Source organism: Alteromonas marina (genome assembly GCF_000808575.1).
Taxonomy (GTDB): Bacteria; Pseudomonadota; Gammaproteobacteria; order Enterobacterales; family Alteromonadaceae; genus Alteromonas; species Alteromonas marina_A.
Genome location: NZ_JWLW01000014.1, coordinates 23,706 through 44,622, shown reverse-complemented (window position 1 = coordinate 44,622; position 20,917 = coordinate 23,706). Strand labels below are relative to the sequence as shown.

General features: G+C 45.2%; 17 protein-coding genes. 10 read left to right on the top strand and 7 right to left on the bottom strand.

Annotated elements, in window-relative coordinates; genetic code table 11:
• The first annotated feature begins 109 nt into the window (after positions 1 to 109).
• Positions 110 to 2,236 carry a S9 family peptidase gene (locus RJ41_RS08895; protein ID WP_039219532.1) on the top strand — a complete coding sequence of 709 codons (2,127 nt, stop codon included), beginning with the start codon at positions 110 to 112 and terminating at the stop codon, positions 2,234 to 2,236.
• A gap of 128 nt (positions 2,237 to 2,364) precedes the next feature.
• Here RJ41_RS08895 and ppx read toward each other — a convergent pair whose 3' ends face one another.
• The 3 genes from ppx to RJ41_RS08880 all read right to left on the bottom strand — a co-directional run bounded on the left by ppx (position 2,365) and on the right by RJ41_RS08880 (position 6,711).
• Entirely contained in the window at positions 2,365 to 3,927 is a 1,563-nt protein-coding gene (gene ppx / locus RJ41_RS08890; RefSeq protein WP_039219530.1) for an exopolyphosphatase, read from the bottom strand.
• Between the two features lie 16 nt (positions 3,928 to 3,943).
• Positions 3,944 to 6,016: a polyphosphate kinase 1 gene (ppk1, locus tag RJ41_RS08885; RefSeq protein ID WP_039219528.1), complete on the bottom strand. Its 2,073-nt coding sequence runs from the start codon at positions 6,014 to 6,016 to the stop codon at positions 3,944 to 3,946.
• 188 nt (positions 6,017 to 6,204) lie between these two features.
• Positions 6,205 to 6,711: a glycine cleavage system transcriptional repressor gene (locus RJ41_RS08880; protein WP_014997439.1), complete on the bottom strand. Its 507-nt coding sequence runs from the start codon at positions 6,709 to 6,711 to the stop codon at positions 6,205 to 6,207.
• A 209-nt stretch (positions 6,712 to 6,920) separates the two neighbouring features.
• On the opposite strand from RJ41_RS08880, the gene RJ41_RS08875 reads away from it, so the two are divergent.
• From RJ41_RS08875 to RJ41_RS08855, 5 genes are all read left to right on the top strand, one after another.
• Complete coding sequence (locus RJ41_RS08875) at positions 6,921 to 9,098, top strand: ABC transporter permease subunit (RefSeq protein WP_039219525.1); 2,178 nt, start codon at positions 6,921 to 6,923, stop codon at positions 9,096 to 9,098.
• A complete protein-coding gene (pstA, locus tag RJ41_RS08870; protein ID WP_039219522.1) occupies positions 9,091 to 10,650 on the top strand; it encodes a phosphate ABC transporter permease PstA in 1,560 nt (519 codons plus the stop codon). The genes RJ41_RS08875 and pstA overlap by 8 nt, the downstream gene beginning before the upstream one ends.
• 15 nt (positions 10,651 to 10,665) lie before the next feature.
• Entirely contained in the window at positions 10,666 to 11,472 is an 807-nt protein-coding gene (gene pstB / locus RJ41_RS08865) for a phosphate ABC transporter ATP-binding protein PstB (RefSeq protein WP_039219519.1), read from the top strand.
• A 150-nt stretch (positions 11,473 to 11,622) separates the two neighbouring features.
• Complete coding sequence (phoU, locus tag RJ41_RS08860) at positions 11,623 to 12,339, top strand: phosphate signaling complex protein PhoU (RefSeq protein ID WP_014948403.1); 717 nt, start codon at positions 11,623 to 11,625, stop codon at positions 12,337 to 12,339.
• Positions 12,340 to 12,679: 340 nt separating this feature from the next.
• A complete protein-coding gene (locus RJ41_RS08855) occupies positions 12,680 to 13,951 on the top strand; it encodes an inorganic phosphate transporter (RefSeq protein ID WP_039219516.1) in 1,272 nt (423 codons plus the stop codon).
• A 96-nt stretch (positions 13,952 to 14,047) separates the two neighbouring features.
• Here RJ41_RS08855 and RJ41_RS08850 read toward each other — a convergent pair whose 3' ends face one another.
• The gene (locus RJ41_RS08850) at positions 14,048 to 15,025 is read right to left on the bottom strand and encodes a universal stress protein (RefSeq protein ID WP_039219513.1); all 978 of its coding nucleotides are present in this window, start codon (positions 15,023 to 15,025) and stop codon (positions 14,048 to 14,050) included.
• Between the two features lie 381 nt (positions 15,026 to 15,406).
• Here RJ41_RS08850 and RJ41_RS08845 point away from each other — a divergent pair, with 381 nt between their 5' ends.
• From RJ41_RS08845 to RJ41_RS08830, 4 genes are all read left to right on the top strand, one after another.
• Positions 15,407 to 16,315 (top strand): hydrogen peroxide-inducible genes activator, encoded by a 909-nt coding sequence (locus tag RJ41_RS08845; RefSeq protein WP_014997445.1) that lies wholly within the window; start codon positions 15,407 to 15,409, stop codon positions 16,313 to 16,315.
• Positions 16,316 to 16,569: 254 nt separating this feature from the next.
• Positions 16,570 to 17,100: an RNA polymerase sigma factor gene (locus RJ41_RS08840; RefSeq protein ID WP_039219509.1), complete on the top strand. Its 531-nt coding sequence runs from the start codon at positions 16,570 to 16,572 to the stop codon at positions 17,098 to 17,100.
• Positions 17,100 to 17,894: an anti-sigma factor gene (locus tag RJ41_RS08835; RefSeq protein ID WP_039219508.1), complete on the top strand. Its 795-nt coding sequence runs from the start codon at positions 17,100 to 17,102 to the stop codon at positions 17,892 to 17,894. Before RJ41_RS08840 ends, RJ41_RS08835 begins: the two co-directional genes overlap by 1 nt.
• 17 nt (positions 17,895 to 17,911) lie before the next feature.
• Positions 17,912 to 18,853 carry a hypothetical protein gene (locus tag RJ41_RS08830; protein WP_039219506.1) on the top strand — a complete coding sequence of 314 codons (942 nt, stop codon included), beginning with the start codon at positions 17,912 to 17,914 and terminating at the stop codon, positions 18,851 to 18,853.
• Positions 18,854 to 18,959: 106 nt separating this feature from the next.
• Here the strand turns inward: RJ41_RS08830 and RJ41_RS08825 are convergent, their stop codons facing one another.
• The 3 genes from RJ41_RS08825 to RJ41_RS08815 form a co-directional block, all read right to left on the bottom strand.
• A complete protein-coding gene (locus tag RJ41_RS08825) occupies positions 18,960 to 19,469 on the bottom strand; it encodes a protein-tyrosine phosphatase family protein (protein WP_039219504.1) in 510 nt (169 codons plus the stop codon).
• 63 nt (positions 19,470 to 19,532) lie between these two features.
• Positions 19,533 to 20,207, bottom strand: coding sequence for a PAQR family membrane homeostasis protein TrhA (trhA, locus tag RJ41_RS08820; RefSeq protein WP_052235439.1), 675 nt, complete (start codon positions 20,205 to 20,207; stop codon positions 19,533 to 19,535).
• A gap of 254 nt (positions 20,208 to 20,461) precedes the next feature.
• The gene (locus tag RJ41_RS08815) at positions 20,462 to 20,902 is read right to left on the bottom strand and encodes a MarR family winged helix-turn-helix transcriptional regulator (protein WP_014997451.1); all 441 of its coding nucleotides are present in this window, start codon (positions 20,900 to 20,902) and stop codon (positions 20,462 to 20,464) included.
• Positions 20,903 to 20,917: the final 15 nt, after the last annotated feature.

Genomic DNA, 20,917 nt, shown 5'->3' with positions numbered 1-20,917 from the left:
AATCTTCATTGCCAGAATTAATTCAGTAGTATGGGAAAGTTAAATGCATCACGGCAAAGTGATCACCCCATAAAAATGATCGGATAAAAACGAATAATGAAGGTGAGATATGTCTTTTACTAGAAATCACAGGTACCCGTCAGTCAAAAAACGGTATGCGATGTGGGCTGCGCTATTTAGCGTAGGCGCGCTAGCTATGCCAGCCACAGTGCTTGCGAGCAATGAAACCGAATCTTTTACTACCGACTCTGAACACTATTTTAAATCGGAAGATATTTTTAATCTGGAATACGTGAGTGAAGTTCAGGTGTCTCCAAACGGTAAACATATCGCGTATGTACGTCGTTCAAACGACATCATGTCAGACAGCAGCCGCGCCAATGTTTGGCTAGCCTCGGTAGATGGTAAATCAAACCGTCCCTTACTTTCTTCGAAAAAAAATTATTATTCTATTCGCTGGTCTCCAGACGGTAGCCGATTGGCTTACCTTTCTAATGAAGAAGGTAAACCACAACTGTATGTGCGTTGGATGGATACAGGGCAAACGGCACTCGTTACGAATGTCACCTCAAGCCCTAGCAACATCACATGGTCACCAGACGGTAAGCATATTGCCTTTACCATGAGCGTAGATGCCAAGGAAAAGCCACTAGACGTTAAGATGCCTAAAAAGCCTGACGGAGCAAAGTGGTCTCCTAGCTTTCAATATATTACCAAAGCTCGCTATCAAGCAGATGGTCGCGGTATTCTTGAACCCGCTTACACCCATGTTTTCGTTGTTCCTTCCGATGGGGGCACAGCACGACAGCTTACTTCAGGTAATTATCACCACAATGGGCGCTTAAGTTTCTCTCCTGATAGCGACAAAATCTATTTCTCTGCCAACCGCAGTGACAATTGGGAGTATGAGCCTGTTGAGGGGGACATCTTTTCTGTGGATATGATGGGTAATATCGCACAGCTTACCAACGACAAAGGCCTTGAATCATCGCCTGTCGTATCGCCTGACGGAAAGCACATTGCTTACGCACGCCGCGATGACGAAAAAGTGATGTACAAAAATAGCTATTTATATGTGATGAAGAGCGATGGTACAGATGCTCAAAATTTAACAAAAGACATTGATAATTCAGTGTCTAACTTTCACTGGAAAGATAATAAGCACGTTTATTTTCAGCAGTCGGTTCGCGGTTTAGCGCAGGTAGATGTAGTATCACTATCGGGCAGCGTAAAAGCCGTAGTTAAGGGGCTGGGCGGTACAACGTTAGGACGACCTTACGTATTTGGCACTTATCACGCTGTCGGTGATGTAGTGGCTTACACCAAAGGACGTACCGATCGCCCCGCTGATCTGTATGTCACTACGCGAAACGAGCGACAGCTTACTGCACTAAACGAAGACGTTTTAGGTCATAAACAGCTTGGTGAGGTAAAAGAAATTGTCTATTCGTCTTCTATTGATGGTGAAGAGATCCAGGGTTGGTACATTCTGCCGCCAAACTACGACAGCTCGAAAACGTATCCGCTTATCTTAGAAATTCACGGCGGCCCTAATCTCGCCTATGGCCCTGTGTTTACGGCTGAACTGCAGCGCATGGCTGCAGAAGGCTACGTGGTGTTTTATGACAATCACAGAGGTAGTACAGGTTATGGCGAGCGCTTTGCATTGCTACTTCAAGGGAAATACAGCTCGGAATATGACTTCTCAGATCATATGTCGGGGGTAGATGCGCTGATTGAAAAAGGCATCGCTGACCCCAATCGCTTGTTTATTACTGGCGGCTCAGCAGGTGGCATTGCATCAGCTTATGCCATTGGCCTCACTAACCGGTTTAAGGCGGCCGTGGTTGCCAAACCCGTTATTAACTGGTTATCAAAAGTACTGTCTGCCGATTCAGGTCTATATCAAATTCCTTTCCAATTTCCCGGTAAACCTTGGGATAACGTAGAACATTACTGGAAGCGCTCGCCGCTATCGCTAGTAGGAAACGTTACTACCCCCACCATGCTGATCACGGGTGTAGACGATAAGCGCACACCAATGTCTGAAACTGAGCAGTTTTATCAAGCATTAAAGATTCAAAAGGTCGATAGTGTCCTGGTGAGAGTACCCGAATCACCGCACGGGATTGCTTCTAAGCCTTCTAGAATGATTGGCAAGGTTGAAAATATTCTGGCGTGGTTTAAAAAATTCGACAGCGCGCAGTCACAAAATACGCAAGTTGAAGCTCAATAATTAGTGTGCTGAGACTAAGTGGGGCTAATGCGCCGACTCAATCGGCTCAAGGCCCCATTTTTTTAGTATTCGCGCATATTCGCCATTCGCCTTTAAGATAGAAAACATGCTCGCTTTAAACCGTCTGTTTAAACCACAGTAGGGTGTAGTTGCTCGATATCAGGAACAATAGATAGTTTTAGATCAAGCGCTTTCCAGTAATGGCTTTCTCGCAGTAAGTCCGCAGAGATTATAGGTTTCTCGTCTAACCAGCCATCGGGGAAGGTAATGGTAAGTTCATTCTTTTCTACGTTTACCACCAGGTCAGGTACGAAGCCTTCCTGGCGTTTTATATTAAGCAATACGCCTAAACGCAGTAACGCAATTAAGTGTTTTACCGACTGCTCATCGAAAAGATTAAACGTGGGAAGCTCATTGGTGCGAATTTTCTTTCTATGGAAGCGCACCAGTGTGGCTAGCAGTAATTGCTGTTCCTGAGTAAATCCGGGCATGTCTACATTGCCAAGAATATAGGCGCTGTGTTTTTGAATGCCCCGCGAATTAATCTGCATACCGACTTCATGGAGCAATGCAGCCCAGCCAAGCATACTTTTAAAGTCACGACCTTTCAGCTTCCATGCTTTTTCAACTTCGTTGAAAAGTGAAAGTGTTGTGTTAAGCACCATGGTAGCTTGGGAAGTGTCTACATCGTAGCGTGTAGCAAGACTACTCGCCGTTCTGCCTCTAATATCAGCATGATGAAGCTCATCTTCCATTTGATAAAGCACGCCTTCGCGCAAGGCGGCTGGCGAGTATACCAATCCCTCGATTTCGAGAGCTTTAAAAATGGCAATGAGAATAGCGAGGCCGCCCGCGATTACTACGCGGCGATCTTCACTCAAATCTGGGTAGCTTAACTTGTCTACATGACCAGCACTAACAAACTGCTTCATTAAGTTGCGCAAGCTTTTGAGCGTGACAGGAATATCGTGTCCGTTAGGACGGTCTTGCTGGCAAAGTGTAAACAGCGAACGAATGGTACCTGACGTACCGATACACTGAACCCAACCAAGTCTGCGATATTTGTTGTCTATTAACTCTAGTTCTTGCTGTGCAGCAGTAATGGCGCGTTCAAAGGCTTTAGGTTTAAGCTCTCCGTCTGGGAAAAAACGTTTTGTATAGCTCACGCAGCCCATTTGGAGGCTACGGCAAAGTAAAGGTGTAAACCCTTCGCCAATAACGAATTCGGTTGAACCACCGCCAATATCAATAACCAGCTGTTGGCCGTCCGAATGGTTAGTATGGGCAACGCCTGAATAAATAAGTCGGGCTTCTTCTACACCCGAAATTACTTCAATAGGGTAGGGCAGGATGTCTTTTGCTGCGCTAATAAAATCGCGGGCGTTACGCGCCCTGCGCAACGTGTGGGTGGCGACAATTCTCACGGAGTCGGGCTCAAAACCTTTCAGGCTCTCTGCTACTACTTTTAGCATAGCAAGCCCACGCTCCATCGCTTCATCAGACAAGATATCGTCGTCGTTGAGACCTTCGGCCAAGCGTACTTTTTGTTTAACTCTATGCAGAATCTGCACAGACCCAGCAACAATGCGTGCTACTACCAAGTGAAAACTATTTGAGCCAATGTCTAGTGCTGCGACTTTATTGACTTCGCGGGTTTCCACGTCATTAAAAACTGATTCGTGCTGGATCATGTACTAATTTTCTATCCTACAAAGTGTCTTCTAGCTTCTTCAAATAGTCATAAATTTCTATCTGAGAACGAAGTTTTTTACGATTTCCCCTGCGAACGTACTTGTTGCTCTGATCCTTGTCAATCACTCGAGCCTTCAGGGTATCTTTAAATTGTAGCTCCATAATATCAACAATGCGCTGTTGAAGACCTTTATCATAAACAGGGCAGCCCACTTCAATGCGGTTGTCCATGTTACGGGTCATCCAGTCAGCAGAAGAGATATACACTTTTCTATCGCCGCCACCTTCAAAAATCATCACGCGAGGGTGTTCGAGAAACCTATCAACTATAGAGATAATTTCGATGTTTTCGCTTATTCCTTTTATCCCAGGATTAAGTGAGCACATGCCGCGAACAATGCCGCGAATTTTAACCCCAGCCTGACTTGCGCGGTACAAATCGTCAATAAGTTCTTTATCAACCAGGTTGTTAATCTTGAAAGTGATTTGCGCTTTCTGACCTTGGTTTAAATGCTGAATTTCCTGTCGAATTAACGACTGAATTTTGGTCCGGGCGTTTAATGGCGATATTTGAAGATGCTGGAACTTGTAGCGTCGGTAAGGGTATTGAATAAGATCGAATACCGCCACGCCTTCATCGGCGAGTTCTTGATTACGGGTGAATAAGCTGTAGTCGGTATAAATCTTTGCTGTTTTCTCGTTGAAGTTACCCGTACCGAAATGCGCATAGTTCACCAAACTGCCCCGTTCTTCACGGGTCACAATACAAAGTTTAGAGTGAATTTTAAGAGTAGGCACGCCAAGTACAACGCGTATACCTGCATCGGTCATGCGCTTAGACCATTCGATGTTTGCCTCTTCGTCAAAACGGGCGCGAAGTTCTACCACAACGGTTACTTTTTTGCCGTTGTCTACTGCGTCAATCAATGAATTCACAATGCGTGAATTACTGGCAACACGATAAATATTAATACGTATGGTTTTAACATTCGGGTCGAAAGCCGCCTGACGCAAAAACTCGGTGAAGTGCAGGAAGCGGTGGTACGGGTAGTACAACAATATGTCCCGTGCAGTAATGGCATCGAAAACGGTGTTGTACTTGGAGAAAGCCTTGCTATCGATAGCAGGCAGCGGCGTATGCTCTAAATATTCTCGGCCAACATTCGGGAAGCCAATAAAGTCTTTAAAGTTACGGTAGTGCCCAGCAGCGTGCATGGTATCCAGCTTCGTAATCTTAAGACGCTTGCGCAGGTCAGATTTCATGTCCTCAGGCATGTTCGTGTCGTAAATAACACGTACAGGCTCTGCGATTAGGCGCTGTTTCATACTCTCAGACATTTTTTCAACGAAGCTTTCGTCAATTTCCTCGTTAATAGAATATTCCGCATCACGAGTCATTTTAAACGAGAATGCTTCAATTTCGTCGAACTTCACGAAACCGCGGAAAATGTCTTCAATACACAGCTGAATCATGTCATCGAGCATAACAATGCTCTTTTTCTTACGGCTTTTTTGCGGGGGGATCAGCATAAAGCGCGACATTTCAGAAGTAGGAACCTGAATAACCGCAAATTTGGGGTTGCGGTCTTTTCTTCTGAGCGCAACATATAAATACACTGACGTGCCGTTCAATCGGCTAAGTAAGTCGGTCTTCTTATCAATCAAGATAGGCGCAATGTGACGCAGTACTTTATTAACGAAAAAGTTGCGTACCCACTGCTTTTGATAATCGTCTAAATCATCTTTTCGAAGAATGTGTATATTGTAACGCGCTAGGGATTTAACAACGTCCTTATGAATTTGGTCGAATTTCTCAGAAAGCTGTACCACCTTTTTTTGGATCTGTGCCATAAGCACGGTCTGGCGTTCAGCTTCTTCTTCGTTGCCGTCGTTCTGCGCAATGGTAATTTGTCGCTTCACGTCAGCGGCGCGCACGCGATAAAACTCATCTAGGTTATTTGAGTAAATACCTAGAAAGCGAATTCGCTCAACGGCGGGGTTGTTTTTATCTGCGGCTTCTTGCAATACGCGTTCGTTAAACGCAAGCCAGCTTAGCTCTTTGGGATAATATAAAACGTCGTTATCCATAATGTCTCAATTCACGTTCATAAAAATGGTCAAAGACTGCCATCAGTCAGTGACACTACTGTGACAACACGTATCCTGGTGCATATGTACACGCATTGCGTTGCGGTAATTCCGTTACCTTTCGATGTCGTAATTTTGTATTTGTTATGCGCAATGTTTACGCGGCAAATACCAATACGCGCTTGTTACTATCGCTTCGCGGTTATATCTACCACTAAATCGTTAGCTAACGATTCCAGAGCATCTTGCAATGCGCCATCGTCGAAGTCTTCTGGAACTGCAATTTCTGCTTTTGCTTTGAATATAAGGCTGCCCCAGTTAGGCGCGCTTTCACAGTGTGAAGCAAAGGTAAGAATATTCAAGTTGAACTGATTTAACACGGAAGTGAGCTCTTGAACGATGCCAGTTTTGTCATTGCCCATAACATCAACCGTCAACTTAGTGGTGTTGTTATTTTCGCTACTCGCTACCGCCACTGACTGCACCGACAAATCTTTAATGGCATCTAGCGCATCAATTAAGTTCTGCTTGTTCTCGTCTGAAACATGAACTTCTACAAAGCCTGTGAACATACCTGCCATATGCGCAAAGCTCGACCCTTGCCAGTTGCCTTCGTGCTTGTATACACATTTAGCCAGCGCGTCTACCAAACCCGGCTTGTCTTTACCCATGATGCTGATTACTAATGATTGCATGCAGTGCTCCTTATTGGGCGTGTAGAGAAAAACTTTGATCGTCTTCCTGTTGGGTAATACCATAGGCGCAGAGTAGGTTGCGCGAAGGTAATGCCATAAACTTTCACTTGCTATTAGCATAACAAAACTTACACTGCTCACCAGTGCAATTTAGGGTTATTCTTCTTAAAAATGAAGAATTTCGAAAATAAGAATTACTAAACAGCCGCATGACTTTCGACAGCAACAGCACAAACAAAAAGCGCCAGCGCAGCGACAGGTGGTCACGCTATGTAGTGACGGGCTTTGGCGGCCTTGTTTTGTTGACGTTAGTTATTCTCATCACCCACTTAATAAGCCAAGCTCTGCCTTTGGCATACACCCCTAGCTTACAACACCTTTCAAGCTATAAAACCCAAGACAACGAAGAAATTATCAGCGCCGGCGACATCATCAATAGCCAGCCGCTGCTGGTTAGAAAGTCTGACTGTAGATTAGGTTTAAAGTTGCTTAAAGGCGATAGTTTGGAGAGTAATCACGATTACATTCGACCTTGTGAGCATAAGTTGTCAGCCCATAGCGTGATGGGAGAGAACTATATTGTTGATGTATCGCCCAATGCTCAAGTGAGGGTCTTGCCGGTTAGATCGTTCAACATGGGCGACAGCACAGCGGTCGATATCGCAACGAGCGCGCCCCAAGCTACGTTGTCCAATAATATTACGTTTGCATTACCTAAAGAAAAATGGCGAGAGCGTGACAGCTGGAATATGGCTCTGTCTTCCAAATGGGCTGTGGTGTCTATCTCAAAAGGTAACAGTGTTTTCATTCGTTGGGTGAATCGGCTTCGTCCCACGCAGGTGGTGGACAAACGGTTTTACAATGTAGATAGGTTGGTACTGCTGCCTGGTAGCGAGAGTGTGCTGCTTCAAATTGAAGATGCGCTTTACCTCAACCGGCTCAGCGATAAAGGGGCATCACTTCTACCCATAATAAGTGGTATTGATGCATCGTTAGATGAGAACATCGTTTTTCCTCTCGCTAAAAACCGCACTTTCTTTTTAACGAATACAAAAACGCAGACACTGACTCGCTGGGTGCTGAGTAAAAGTGAAAAAGGCCTCACATTTAAACCAACCTACCAAATAGCGCTTCCAGGAGAGACAGTAAGAGACGTAGCAGAACATGCCAGTATGAATCTAGTGGCTGTGCTAACCGATAAAGCACGGGTACTGTTGGTAAACCGCGTATCAGGTGATGTAGTGGCGTCGCAACAAATTGAGCGTACCGCCGAGAATATCACCTGGTATGGTAATAAGCTTTACGGCTACTCAGGCAATACGCTTTCAGTATGGGAAGGGAAGCATTTAAGCGGCATTACCACGTGGGCATCGCTGTTTGAGCCGCAACATTATGAGGGGTACGGAGCAGAAGAAACGGTGTGGCAAACCACCAGTGCTTCCGATTTTCAGGAGGCTAAATTTAGCTTAACGCCGCTTTTGATAGGCAGCATCAAAGCTTCTCTTTTGGCACTGCTAATTGCAATACCTGTTGCCATCGGCGCCGCTATATACACCGCATTTTTCGCCAAAAGCCGTCTGCGCAACATTATAAAACCGGCTATTGAGCTATTAGAAGCCATACCCAGCGTGTTAATCGGGTTTATCGCGGCCATTTGGCTGTCGCCGAAAGCCGAGCAGTTTTTGTTTTCCTTTGCCTTTTTCCTAATTGTTATCCCTTTTGTACTTATTGTCGTTGCTCTGGTACAGCGCCCTGTTGCGGAATACTTACCAAAGAAGCTAAGACACGGAGCAGAGCTACTATTTGCTATAAGCGGAGTGTTCCTTTTAGGTTTTATTAGCGTGGAGTATGCGCCCGCGCTTATTTTCTCGGTGATGGGAGTGGACGGGTTTACGCTACTTGCATCTGAATCGAATAGTCCCATTGGCAAAACCACCATAGTGGTAGCGCTTGCGTTAGGTGTGGCTATTTCACCGAGTATTTATTCTTTAGCTGAAGATGCCATTAACGGCGTTCCAAACGACTTAAAACATGCTTCGTTTGCACTGGGCGCAACTCGCTTACAGACCTTGCTCCACGTTGTGCTGCACGTTGCACTACCGGGCATCGTTGCCGCGATAATGCTAGGTTTTGGCCGTGCGTTTGGTGAAACCATGATTGTTCTAATGGTTACTGGAAATACACCAATCTCCAGTTGGGGCTTGATTGAGGGTTTGCGAGCACTTACTGCCAACTTGGCAATCGAACTACCAGAGGCCGATGTATCATCCGCGCACTATCAAATTTTATTTTTTACCGCGTGCATTTTGTTCTTATTTACTTTTTTGGTAAACACCATAGCAGAGCTACTGCGCCAGCATATAAGAAGTAGGGCGTATTATGGTTAATCGAACAATGTTTGGATTAAGCGCAGTTCAGCGCCAGTCGCTGGTTATCAGTCTAACAGCCTTTTTCACTAGCTTACTGCTTATCGCACTGGTGAGCGTGCTCTTGTTAATAAGCTTTCGCGGGACGGCTTATTTTTGGCCTGAACCTATCTATACCGTAAATGGTACACATCAAGACGGTACGGCGTTCTCAGTACTCGCCAATGTATTTGACGACCCCTCAAATGAGGATGTGACCCTGAATTACTCAGATACTCAGCATCCTTATGGCTTTCAAATTCAATTATCGCGAGAAAACTTATCTAGCACATTGCTCGCGAAAGATAGCGCAGACATCAAATTATTGGATGGCAGGCGCGTGTTGGCTATTCCCGAATATATTGTAGTCCCTTCTAAACCGCCACAGACCCTAGACAAAATTGATGCTGTCATAGAGGAAGTTGCCCAGATCAGTGCGCAAATTGAAGATCTCAATACGCGCCATCTAGCGCCTATTCACGAAGCGCTGTCTCAATTTGATAAACGTAACGTGGTGGCTGACGCACCAGCAAGAGAGCGCTTGGTCGCGTCATTTAATGAATATCAAAAGCGTGTTGAAGCGTTAGAGGTGACGCGGGCTGAGTACACCTTGCTGGTAAGTTTTGCAGACGGTACGCCGTTTGTTATCCCTATTTCTAGTATTCAAGATGTGGACTTTGTAAGTCGCTTAAGCACAATGGAGAAGTGGCAGGTAGTGTTTTCAGAAATAGGCGTGTTTTTAACTGATTCGCCTAAGCAAGCAAATACCTCCGGCGGCGTATTCCCCGCGTTGTTTGGTACTGTACTCATGGTGTTCTTAATGACCATCATAGTAACGCCCTTTGGGGTGTTGGCCGCTATTTACCTGAGTGAATATGCGCCTAACACGGCACTGACCACCATTATTCGTGTCAGTGTAAGCAACATGGCAGGGGTACCTTCTATTGTTTACGGCGTATTTGGACTTGGTTTCTTTGTTTATACCTTGGGCGGCAGTATTGATGAGCTATTGTTTAGTGACACACTGCCAGCACCCACAATGGGAAGCCCTGGCGTTTTCTGGGCTGCCTTAACCATGGCTATTTTGACCTTACCTGTGGTGATTGTGGCGACAGAAGAAGGCTTGCGCAGAGTGCCGGAAGGATTGAAAGCGGGCAGTTACGCGTTAGGGGCAACTAAAATTGAAACCATAGTGCGTACCGTATTGCCTATTGCGTCTCCGGGTATTATGACTGGCGTAATTCTGGCGATTGCGAGGGCAGCTGGTGAAGTTGCGCCCCTTATGTTAGTTGGTGCAGTCAAGTTTGCGCCAACCTTGCCCATAGATGGAGAGTTTCCTTATCTCCACCTTGATAGACAGTTTATGCATTTGGGCGTGCTTATTTATGACGGAGCGTTTCACAGCCAAACTGATGGAAAGAGCGCAAGCATGATGTTTGCCGCTTGCTTGCTTTTACTCGTGGTGGTGTTTGTATTAAATATTCTGGCAGTTGTACTTAGAGCGCGCCTGCGCAAACGCTATCTCAAAGGATAATACAGGTTTTGTAACATGTTGAAGTTGTTTGAACACAATACGCTGAACGTTAACGACATTGGTGAAGAACAAACTGCGGTAGAGGTTAAAAACCTCAACCTGTGGTTTGGCAATAAGCATGTGTTAAATGACATCAGCATGCGGATCCCAAAAAACAAAATAACCGCGTTGATTGGTCAAAGTGGCTGCGGCAAATCCACACTCATCAGCTGTTTCAACCGCCTTAATGATTTGTATGACGGCTGCAAATACAATGGTGAAATTATTATTGATGGTCAAAACATCAATAGTCGTAAAATAAATGTGTCACGCCTAAGAACAAATGTAGGCATGGTATTTCAGCGCCCCAATCCCTTTCCCATGAGCATCTATGAGAACGTGTGTTATGGGCTTAAGCTTCAGGGTGTGAAAATTCGACGACACTTAGACGATGCGGTAGAAAGCGCACTAAAACAGGCTGCGTTATGGGACGAGGTTAAAGATCGGTTGTTTGAATCCGCCCATGTTTTATCTGGCGGTCAGCAACAGCGTTTAGTTATTGCGAGAGCATTGGCATTAAAGCCCGACATTCTGCTTCTTGATGAACCGACCTCAGCCCTTGACCCACTAACCACGCTTTTTATTGAAGAGCTAATGGACGCATTAAAAAAGCAATGCACCATTATTATTGTGACGCACAACATGCAGCAAGCAGCTCGGGTTAGCGACTATACCGCCTTTTTCCATCAGGGCAGGCTAATTGAATATGCAGACAGCGATACGCTGTTTACCATGCCGGACAAAAAACAAACCGAAGATTATATAACGGGGCGATATGGATAACGGTGCAGTGAACGTGCGTTCTAACTTGGAGTTGCGTCGCAATGCTGAAGTTTGGCATGGCGTTGCGGCTTGTAATAATAGTGCAACGATAGGCACTGGCACATTGTCTAGCCGTTATTTATTAAGCTTATGGCGCGAGGAGAAATCACCATGCGACAGGTAGCCTTAAATACGCATATCTCAGGTACCTTTAATATCGAGTTGGAAAACTTGCGTAACTCGGTATTAACCATGGGAGGCGAAGTTGAACAGCAGCTGGTGGATACGTTAAAAGCGGTAAAGCACAATCATGCCGCTCTGGCTGAAAAAGTGGTGTTAAACGACTTAAAAATTAACTCCATGGAAATTCAAATTGATGAAGAGTGCTTGCGCATTATTGCCAAACGTCATCCTACCGCCAGTGACCTGCGTTTGATTATGACCATTTCCAAAGCCATTACCGATATTGAGCGAATGGGCGATGAAATCGAGCGTATTGCTAAACTGGTAACGCGCAATAAGCTGCCGAGTTCAGATACTATCAAGAGCAGTATGTTGCTTATTGGCGAGAGAGTCGCCGCCATGATGCGCGGCACATTCGACGCTTTTGCCCGTCAGGATGAGGCCGCTGCTTTAGAAGTGTATGACCAAGACAACCGCATTGACAGTGAGTACAAACGGCTGCTGTCGTATACCACCTCCGAAATGCAGAAAAGCACTGACGACATGCAGGATTGGCTGGATGTGTTGTGGGCAATGCGCTCGTTAGAGCGAATTGGTGATAGATGTAAAAACGTGTGTGAATATGTGGTTTATCTCACTCGCGGTACCGATGTTAGACATACACCGCTGGAAAATATGCAGCAAAAGCTGGAAGATTTGACGTAAACCTGTCCAAATGGTCAGTGTGTTTTTGCGTAGTAATATTCAAATATGGAAGTTGGTGAAATTTATTTGTCATAAAACTGAAATATTTGGTGGTTTTATCATCGCATTCAAATAATTCCGCATACTTTTATCGTTTTTCAGTGATTTTCGCTATGGCTTCTAACATGATTACGTTATCATGCGCCGCAGCCAAGAACAGATCGTGCAAAATTTAATCGAACCTTATGATAAAACACAATTTGTCTTTAACTTCATTCTCTAGCCTTTGTGGTGAAGAGATCATGCTACTTACTCAAGTAGCGTCCAGCCTAAATCGCGTTTAGATCGGGAGCGATTATCCGTGGAATTTTTTGAAAGTTATGGCCTAATTCTTATAATCCTTGCCGCCGGCGTTGGTTTCGTCATGGCATGGGGTATTGGAGCGAATGACGTTGCCAACGCAATGGGTACGTCAGTAGGTTCTAAAGCTTTAACCATAAAACAAGCTATTATCATTGCTATGATATTTGAGTTTGCTGGCGCCTACCTAGCAGGTGGCGAAGTAACGTCTACCATTCGAAAAGGGATTATCGACTCAACCTATTTTATAGACATACCTGAATACCTTGTATTAGGCATGATCTCATCACTACTTGCAGCTGGAATCTGGCTGGCGGTAGCGTCGTGGTTGGGGTGGCCTGTATCTACCACTCACTCAATTATCGGTGCAATCATCGGTTTTACTGCCACTGGCGTCAGCATGGACGCGGTAGCATGGGACAAAGTGGGCGGTATTGTTGGTAGCTGGGTCGTAACCCCTGCTATATCTGGCGTGATTGCTTATCTTATTTTCATGAGCGCGCACAAGCTCATCTTCCAAACAGCCTCGCCGTTTGCAAATGCGAAGCGTTACGTGCCGTTTTATATGGCATTAGCTGGTTTTGTTATGTCGCTTGTTACTATTAAGAAGGGCCTTAAGCACGTTGGTCTAGAGCTAAGCGCCGTTAACGGATATCTGCTGGCGATTGCTATTGCTGTAGCATTGGGCTTCTTAGGTAAATGGTTTATCGGCCGTATGAAGTTCAGCGGTTCTGAAGATGCAGACCTACAGGCGGCTAACGTTGAGAAAGTATTCGCACTGCTAATGGTAGTAACAGCCTGTTGTATGGCGTTTGCCCACGGTTCAAATGATGTAGCTAACGCTATTGGACCGTTGGCTGCGGTAGTTAGCGTAGTAAGTAGTGGTGGTGAAATTAACTCTAGCACTACCCTTGCACCGTGGATCCTTCCTCTAGGTGGTTTAGGTATTGTTGCGGGTCTTGCGCTATTTGGCCACCGTGTTATCAAAACCATTGGACAGGGTATTACACACTTAACACCAAGTCGTGGTTTTGCAGCAGAACTTGCAGCAGCGTGTACAGTAGTTATTGCATCGGGTACGGGTTTACCTATATCTACTACACAAACTCTCGTTGGTGCGGTATTAGGTGTTGGTTTGGCGCGTGGTGTATCAGCGCTTAACCTGGGCATTGTAAGGAATATCGTCGTATCGTGGATTGTAACTTTGCCTGCAGGCGCAATCCTTTCGATTATCTTCTTCTACATTCTTAAAGCGTCGTTTGGCGTAGCGTAGAACATAGCGCTAACAAACGTTCGTATTAAGCGAAAAGAATTAAAAAAGGCCGTGCTTGAAGTGAAGCACGGCCTTTTTGTTTGTGGAATGTTTTCTCTAATCAATAGAGATAGGCGTTTCAAAACCGCGTGGTTTAACGCCCACTACGGCGCATTTTAGCTGATGAATGGTTTCTTCCGCGGTGTCGCCCATGATATAGCCAGGCACGCCCAAACGTGCGACTGTGCCCATTACGATAATGTCGGTATCAAGGGACGTGGTAGTGGCTGCAATTTCTCTTCTAGGGTAGCCGTGAACAATGTGCTTCTGAGGCTTTAAATACTCCATTACATCTTCTTCAAGCTCATTGCCTAGCTCTTCAAGCAGTTTATCTAGTTCAGCTTCACGCTCTGCATGGATTTTCGCTAAGTCAGTTTCCATTCTATCGTTATCAACCGATATGAAACCGTCTCTTGCTATGTTCTCAGGAACAGCATCAAAAACGTGAACAATGTGTAGCTGTGCAAACTCTAACAAGGCTATTTGGCTTGCATGGCGCAGAATGTCGCGGTTCAGGTCGCGCCTGATTGAAACTTCATGCTGTGGGTAGTGATAGTTCAAATCTAGTGCTGCAACCACGTTTTTGTATTGGCTACGAGGCTTGTGGTTAATGATCCACACCGGGCAGGGGCACTTGCGGAACAAGCGCATATCTAAGCTTCCGAATAACTTATCCAGAAAGCTTTCTTCTGCTCGCTTAATCACTAAATCGATCTTGTTCTTCTGAACGTAGCGCACAACGTCGATAAGGGGTTGTCCTACTGCTACCGCGGTAGATACGGGATAGTTTTTTCCCCAGCTCTCTGCTTGTTCTTTTAACCAGTGCTGAGCTTGGGTTTCCATAGTTTGCTGAGAATCAACGTAAGAGAAAGACTCCATGACCATGCTGGCGTTAGGTGGCAGTGACTCAAGAGAAAGCATGATGGTAAGTTTAGCTTGATGTGCTTTGGCGATATGCAGCGCCTGGGCAACCGTATCATCCTGACGATGCGAGTCACTCAATACGCATAAAATGTTCTTATAATGTCCTTTCATACTGCCCTCAATAGTTAATCGCTCTATTGACTGAATGATACAAGAGCGGGTCTTACTTCGCTGTAAAAATATCTTACTGGTTTAATCCTAACGCTAGTTGTAGCGGCTTTCCAGCACGTATAACGCATTCTAATACGCTTTATATTTGGAAATTGTACAAACCTATTACTGAAATGCCACTTGCTTAATAAACCAAAAAAATTGTTGTGTTTAAGACTGTTAGGCGCGTGAAAGTAATGGCGAGGTTTTTTTAGGTGTATCAGCTAACTGTTTTTAACAATACTCAGGAACCTTGGTATAAGAGCTCTAGGCTGTATTTAATCTTTATGTTAGATTAATCCAATATCTTTTAATCCATTTTTAAATAACTGAGAGATGCCCATGAAATGGCCTAATCTTAAGCACCTGCACTATTTGGTGACGCTACATCAAGAGCAACATTTTCATCGTGCTGCCCAGCGCTGTAATGTAAGTCAGTCAACATTAAGTACGGCCATTCAGAATCTAGAAGAGCACTTTGGAAGCCAGCTTCTTGAGCGTGAACATAAGACCTTTGTGTTTACGTCTTTGGGGCTGGATATTGTTGAACGTAGTAAAGTATTGCTTCAAGAAGCGGGAGAGCTTGTTGAGTATGCGCAAAACGCGGGTAACTGGCAGCGAGGCACCCTAAAACTAGGTGTTATTCCAACCATTGCACCATTTTTATTTGAAGGCATGATGGGGGCGTTTTCTGCATTTCTACCCGAGATAAACTTGGAAATGCAGGAAGACACGACCGAGAAGCTGCTACAGCAGTTAACCGACGGCAGATTAGACTTACTTATTCTAGCACTGCCAATGGAAACGCCTGGGTGCAAACAGATGATATTGGGACACGATCCGTTCCATCTTATTGCGCACAAAGATATGGCTGAGCAACTTCCAAACCCAGTCGACATTTCGACCTTACCTAAAAAGAGTATTTTCCTACTTCAGCAAGAGCACTGTATGACTGGGCATGCGGTAAGCGCGTGTAATCTTCAGCACAGCGATCAAATCAGCAGTGTTGCAGCAAGCAGTTTGTATACCTTGGTGCAGCTGGCAAATAGCAAAATGGGCTACACTTTCTTACCTGAACTTGCGATAAACCAATCTATTCTTGAGCATACCGGTCTTAAGAGCTTTCCAGCGGAAGAGCAGGGCTTCCGTGAGATTGGCTTAGTATGGCGTTCAGGTACAACGCGTATGCAGCTGTTTCGTCGTATTGGTGAAATTATCTCGCCTCTATTACCCATTCCCACACTAAAATAGTGCTGGCGCTGAGCGCGCTTTCCTTCATAGTTAGCTAAAGCGGTTGAGCCTATAGGTTCAGCCGCTTTTTTATTGCTGACGTCAATTGCTGTCTTGTGCGTCCCCAAAAAGAGTTCTGCATCCTTCATCTAAAGCGCAGTTTCAGTGGCGTTATTCCCTAAATGGCAATTTATTTATCAAATAAACAAACTTTTTTGCAAAGCTTATCGACTTAATGGTTAAGTAAAAAAAAGAGCGTAAAAACGGGGAACGGCGTGTTTAAAAAACGAGATGAAAAACTCGTGGAACAGGCATTACAGGGTAATAAAAAAGCGTGGTTTACGCTTATATCTCGCTACGAAACCGCTATGTACCAATACGGTATTCGAATGACAGGGAATAGCCATGATGCAGCAGATTTAATGCAGGAGATTTTTATCTCTGTGTTTCGCAGTCTTGCCTGTTTTAAAGGTGAGGGCAGTTTTAAAAGTTGGCTCTATCGCATTGCCCACTGCCGCTGTATTGAGCTGTATCGCAAGCGAAAGCCGCATTCAGACATTGACGACATACAGGCGCCGCTTTGCGGTGCACCATGCCCTGAAATGCAGCTTTATAGCGACAGAGAGAGTAGAGCGTTAACGCAGGCTATGCAGACCTTACCTTTAGGCCAAAAAGCTGTGGTGGAATTGAAATTCTTCGGCCACTTCACGTTCGAAGAAATTGCACAGCAAATGGATATCTCAGTAAATACCGCTAAGTCGCGACTTTACGCTGCCTTAGCAAAATTGAAGTTGGAGTTGGAATAATGACCTTATATGACAAAGAAGCCTTATTCTCAGCTTATCTGGACAACTCGCTAGATAGTGAGCAAGAAAAGCAGTTTAACGCGTTGTGCGAAGCAGATGCTGAATTCGCGCAGGCGGTAGAAAATAGTGCCCGTTTGAACAGCGCAAGTGCAAGCTTCGTTGCTCCGGCGCTTCCCCAGTGGGACAAAGAACAGACCTTTTTTAAGAAAGATGAACCTCGTTCGCTTTCGTCTTGGTTTAGCTTGCCAGCGTGTGCTATGGCCATGTCAGCCTGTGCGCTGTTAGCCGTACTTACTGGCGCTAAGTTGTCATATAGCGATAACGGTGTAGCGCTTACGTTTTCAAACAATGGCGCCAACACAGTGGATAAAATGGTGGAGCAGCGCGTGACACAAGAAGTCGCCAAAGCTTTAGGTGAGCAACGTGATTTTTATCAGCAGGCCAACCAAACACTATTTAAAGAATACGCTCAGGCGCTATCTGCGCAGCAGCAACAAAGCAGTGCAGAGCTTACCAAGTACTTGTTAGCGTCGAGCCGAGAAGAGCGTAAACACGACTTTGCCGAGCTTATCAAATTTATTAATGAGCAGCGTATTGATGACCAGCGCTTCTACGCACGCCAATTTACGCGTTTACAGGACGAAATTGATGATATTGAGATAGGGTACAGCGCGGTAAACCTGCCTAACTCGCTTTCTGACAGCGGAGTTAATGGACGAGCTACCAATTACTCTACCGTACCATCAACGCAGCCCTATACCACAAACAATCCACAGTCGTCGCTAGATGACTAATGTAACTAGGTGAAATTATGAAACGTTTATTAACTGCTTTACTACTTTGCACCACTGCGGGTGGCCTTGCGAATGCACAGAGCGCGCAAAAATATGACACGCTATCGAACGAGCTAGAAATAATGTCTGGGGTGCTTAAAACATCGTTGCGACAAAATGCGGCGACAGAGTCTTGGAGAGTAAGTCAAATTGAAACCAGTTACCTTGCAGGGCAGGGCGCGGTATTTACTTTTTCAGTAAGAGGCCAAAGGGGTAACTGGGTGCGAGAGATAGAAACGCTGGTAGAAGGATTGGTTGCCACCGTACCGCCAGCACCGCCTGCACCACCAGTCCCGTCTGCAAATTCGTTTAGTGATGTAGATGACATTGTGTTTGAAGCAGCCAGAGAGTGGGAAGCTTACGCAGAAGAAACCAGCCATCGTTTTTCTCAGGCGTTTGCTGACAACAATAGTCGCTTACGCGACTTGCGCAACATGCAGCGTGAACTTGCCTGGGAAGCAAGAGAAGTAGAGCGTGAACTGCGAGATATTACCTTTGAATTGCGTCACGCAGACGAGGCGCGAAAAAAAGAGTTACTCGCGCAAAAAGAGCAGTCTGGTGAGCAGCTTAAGCAATTAGAAGCGAAAGAGAAAAGCATGAGGGATGAGCTCAAAGCCATTGAAAAAGAACAGACTAAACAAATGGAGGCGCGAAAAGCGCAGCAGCAGCAAGCTTACAAAACGTTTCTGGCCGGTTTTGAGTCGAGCATGAGCGAGACCTTATGCCGATTTGGATCAGGCTTACGCGGTCTGCCGGAAAATGAACATATCAGCATGGTGCTGAAAGATTTTGAAATGGACGAGAGCCGCGAGCGCAAAGACCGAATTTATGTATTTACTCGTGCTGATATAGTGCGCTGTGTTCAAGAAAAAATAGACGCGAATAAACTTCTCACCAACGCTAATATTTATCAGTTTTAAATAAATAAGCTCGGCGCACTTATGAACGCTTTGCTTTGTTAAAACAGCACGCGCGCCTTCGTTAATGAACGTTGATAACAAAGGCGCGCTTTTTATTGGCCTACATTTAAGGTGCAATATGCCCTAATTCTGCTGCCCATGTGAGTTCAGATCTCTTAAGGTTATTTGCCGCACTAGCGCCAAAGCTGTGCAGCGCATTGTAAGCGCTATTAGATGGAACGCGGCAATAGTGGCAAAGGGCGTAAAACAATAAACTACAGCGGTGCTGTGAACCGTCGCAATGTAAATATATCTTCGCTCCCTCACTGAGCATTTGAGAGAGCTCGTGAAGATACTGATGAAGGTGTACATCTTCGGTTGGCGACGCAGATGACGGATGCATAAAGGGAACCCACAGCCATTCCAAGCCCACGGCGAGTGAACTGTCGCGTATAACTGGCGCCTGTTCTTCACTGGTTTGCACTGTTGCAATGTGGGTTACGCCCAGTGATTTTAATCGTTCGAAGTCACTATCTACTGGCTTTTTCCCCAAGCATATTTGACCTGCTCGTAGAGAAAACCACGCAATGCTGGGGGGCGTTGCTGCGCTATGTTCCTTTGTCTCACCTTGTTGCATGGAGTCTCACATAAGCTTCTAAATGAATTCTTGCATAAGTGTTAGCGTTACCTAACGACTTCGTTATACGACAAAATAATAAATTGAAAAGTAATGGCAGCTACAACCGCCAATAACAAACATGTGCCAAATTGCATGGGTGTATTTTACCTTTTTTGCCACGTAAAAGCACACACCTACGCTGAAACACAGCCCGCCTGCTACCAATAACCAAAGGCCAGCACCGGGAAGCGCAACATAAAGAGGGTAGATAAGACCTAGTGCAATCCAGCCCATAAGCAAGTAAGTCATCACTGATACCTTGGGAAAGCGATGCTGCGCTACGAGCTTAAACGCCACGCCACCTATTGCCAAGCTCCAAACAATAGCCGTCATTGTGATACCCAATACGCCACCAATTGAAACTAATAACAAAGGTGTGTAAGTACCCGCTATCAACAAATATATCGCACTATGGTCAAATAGCTTAAGCCACCCCTTTGCCTTTTGGTGAGAAATGGCGTGATAAAGGGTTGAACTTAAGAACACTAAAATGAGGGTAGAGCCGTAAATAGCCGCCGTGGTTAACGCTAGCGTATCTTCAGCGCGATAAAGCATAAAGATTAAACCAACGATAGCGGCAATAAAGCCAACCCCATGACTAATGCTGTTCAGCCACTCCTCCACAACAGAGTAAGCTTTTGCAGGAATGCTTTTCGAGTGTTGTGTTGCCGGTGTTTGAGTCTGTTCGCGGATCATCACAGCTCCTGTCTTATTTCTGAAAATATATGTAGAAGACGCCACTAAAGCTAATTAATTACAAGTCACTAGGCGTCCTTTGCAGCAAAAGAAAACCTGCGAATACTTTGTCTTTCATCTAGATATTGGGTGAAAACAAGGTCGCCATATTACTACGCTAATTGAGACAATTATAGCGCACACTTGTTCGCTCAATACAAAAATAATAACAGATTAGCTAAACAATGTGATGACAATAAGATTACAACACCGCGCTAAAAATCCGCGTTTTCAAAACAGCCGCCCAATTTGTCTAACAGGGATTTCAGGGTGCGGCTCTCTTCTGCAGTCATGCCATTAAGTTTGCACAACATCTGAGCAGGTACTTCCTCTGCTATGGTCTTTTTTTCTTTCCCCATTTCGGTGAGTTTAACCCGTTTAACGCGCTTATCTGCTTTATCCTTAGTTATCACTAAGAAGCCCTTGTCCTCTAGCTTTTTAAGGATCAGCGACATAGCACCACCGTCGATAGCGGTTCTATCTAAAAGTTCGGCAATGGTGATGTCGTCGTTTTCCCACAACGCCATTAAGGTTACATACTGAGGGTAGGTGATATCCAGCGCCTTAAGTAGAGGGCGGTAAGCACGCGTAAATGCGTTCGACAACGTATAAAAACGATGACATAGCTGATTTTCTAACTTCAATAATTCTGACATAGCACCTAACCCCAA